The organism is Caballeronia sp. M23-90, from assembly GCF_053574605.1.
Genome location: NZ_JBSIPA010000663.1, coordinates 1 through 2,589, shown reverse-complemented (window position 1 = coordinate 2,589; position 2,589 = coordinate 1). Strand labels below are relative to the sequence as shown.

Below are 2,589 nucleotides of genomic sequence, written 5' to 3'. Positions count from 1 at the left end.
TCAGCCGGGTGCTCTCCCGACCTCCCGTCATTGCCACCTCGCTTGCGGGCGCGCGCGCGGTGCCCGCGCAAGAAACGCCGGCAAGCAAGGTGGCAATGACGAGTGCGCGACAAGCTTTCTTCTTGATAGACATGGAAAGGTTCGTAGGGTTGAAGACGATAAAGCGACAGGAACGCAAATACAAAACGAGCCGCAGTTACCACGAACCACCATGCGTTTCGAGAAGACACGACATCGGCTGCCGTGGAACGGCATTCGATGTGGGGAGGAGGAGGTGCTTTGGCGGCGCGGGAGTCGCAGAGCGCCCGCACGCCGATCAAGCCGATATGTTTCGGCCTGTCATTTTTCGAAAGAAAGAATAATAACCGCGATAAATAGAATGCCGCGCATACCCTAAGTTGGCTTAGGGCTTTTAATGAAGTCTTGCGAGTCAACGAAGCATCGGCCTATTTTTATTACTAATTTGTAATTTAAAGATATGCAAACGAAAGATTATCGATCCTGTTTTTGAACGGTTTGGCGTTTTAGCAGAACCGGAGAACCAAGGCGAAAAAAAAGCGCCATGCGAGCATGGCGCTTGAAAATTCTAGCTTCCGAGGGATGGGCTAGAACTGAGAGACGGTCAGGGATTGGACTACACGCACACTCAGTGCATGACGCCGAAAAACGCCAGTACGGCATCGTCCGGGCTCAGGCCTACTTCAAAATAACCTTGCAAACGCTCGGCAGTCGGATCATCCAGCCGGAATGGCGGCCGGATGAATTTCGCGGCGACGGAGCGGTCGTACCAGAGACTTATCCACTCCTTCAAATCGACCAGCATCAACTCTTCAGCCACTACGGATCGATCGGCCATAGGATCTCCGCAACTTAACCAGGCGAACATCGAGAATGAAACGGAAATACAGCGCTGGAACGCGTTTCAGATGGACGCATCGTTTCATACAGCTTCATATTAATTATTCGGCCTCGAATTGCCAGTCGGCGGAAGCGGATTTTCCCCTAGGCGGTTCCTGATTCTCCTATCAGGATTTCCTGACACGGCGAATCAATCGCTATTCGGTCACCAATCCGTGCCTCACTGCGTATCGGATCATTTCCGAATTATTGTTCAGGCCGAGCTTCTGCATGAACCGCATCTTGTGTGTGCTGATAGTCTTGGCGCTGAGCGAGAGGGCGTCGGCAATATCGTTGATGCTGCTGCCCGCAGCCAGCATCCGTAACACCTGGAATTCGCGGTCCGACAGGATCTCGTGCGGTGGCCCGTCGTTCGATGGGGCATCGAAAACGATTGCATCCACGAGTTTCGGATCGATGAAACGTCCGCCCGCAGCGAGCTTGCGAATCGCCGCAAGCAGCACTTCGAGATCGCTGTCCTTCGTGACGTAACCCGTTGCGCCCGCACGCAACGCGCGCGAAACGACCTGCCCTTCGTTGTGAATGCTCAGCACGAGAATGGGAAGCGCCGGCTGCTCGGCCCGCACACGCCGGATCAGGTCCACGCCGCTGATGCCGGGCATGGTCATGTCGAGCATCAGCAGATCGACGTGGCAGGCACGCAGCTTGTCCACTACATCGGCGCCGTGCGCTGCTTCGCCGACCACCTGGATATCGGTCGTGGTCGCAACGATCTGCTTGAGTCCGCTGCGTACGATTGCGTGGTCATCGGCTATGAAAATACTGATCATTGTTCCCGTCCGCCGTCGAGCGGTAAGTGAATCGACACCATGGTTCCCGCGCCCGGCGCGCTGTCTATCTGCAATGTCCCGCCGATCAGTCTCGCGCGTTCGCTCATGCCGAGCAGGCCATACGAGTAACCGCCTTGCGCGGAATCAGCGTCGAAGCCCTTGCCGTCATCGCTTACGCGCAGATCGAGCGCGACGTCGCTGCTCACCAGCGTTACGGTCACGCGCGACGCCTCCGCATGCCGCGATACGTTCGTCAGCGACTCCTGGACGATGCGAAATACGGCGGTGGAAAACGCATCGGCAAGCACGGGTTCGCCACCGCGCACGACGAGCTGGCATGGCATGCCGTTACGCCGTGCGAAGTCCTCGGCGAGCCATTCGAGCGCCGAGACTACGCCGAAATTGAGCGCAGCAGGCCGCAAATGACTCGCGACATTGCGCACCATCCAGATCGTCTTTTCGACCAGTTCGCGAATGTCGTCGATCTTGCGCGTGGCTTCAGGATCGGTGTTTGCCTTGACGTTCGCATCACCCACGAGGCGCATCTTCAGCAGCGCAACATCCATCTTCAGCGCGGTCAGGACCTGTCCGAGTTCGTCGTGGATTTCCATGGCAATGCGCCGTCTTTCCTCTTCGCGGATCGCTTCGAGATAGGCCGACAATTCGCGCAACCGCTCACGTGATGCGAGCAGTTCTTCCTCGGTCCGCTTGCGCTCGGTGATGTCCTGAACGGTTCCCACGATACCCCACGGACTTCCCTCATCGGCCTGGATATGTTCCGCTTGCAGCCGCACGATCCGCGTGGCGCCATCGGGTCCGACAATACGATGATCGATACCAAACGGCTTCCCCGTGCACATCAGCACGCGCACCGCCCGCCTGAAGGCGGCATGGTCGTCGG

General features: G+C 57.4%; 3 protein-coding genes. All 3 read right to left on the bottom strand.

Features of this window, described 5'->3' with window-relative positions; genetic code table 11:
• Positions 1 to 646: 646 nt before the first annotated feature.
• A complete protein-coding gene (locus tag ACRXB1_RS34335) occupies positions 647 to 856 on the bottom strand; it encodes a hypothetical protein (RefSeq protein ID WP_075358419.1) in 210 nt (69 codons plus the stop codon).
• Between the two features lie 199 nt (positions 857 to 1,055).
• Complete coding sequence (locus ACRXB1_RS34330; protein WP_174364908.1) at positions 1,056 to 1,688, bottom strand: response regulator; 633 nt, start codon at positions 1,686 to 1,688, stop codon at positions 1,056 to 1,058.
• A partial coding sequence (locus tag ACRXB1_RS34325; RefSeq protein ID WP_449494572.1) for a histidine kinase occupies positions 1,685 to 2,589 on the bottom strand: 905 nt, incomplete at its 5' end. The genes ACRXB1_RS34330 and ACRXB1_RS34325, both read right to left, overlap by 4 nt.

What these genes read in the sequence shown, in the direction of transcription:
- ACRXB1_RS34330 (WP_174364908.1), bottom strand. Translation starts at nt 1,688, where the DNA reads ATGATCAGTATTTTCATAGCCGATGACCACGCAATCGTACGCAGCGGA.
- ACRXB1_RS34335 (WP_075358419.1), bottom strand. Translation starts at nt 856, where the DNA reads ATGGCCGATCGATCCGTAGTGGCTGAAGAGTTGATGCTGGTCGATTTG.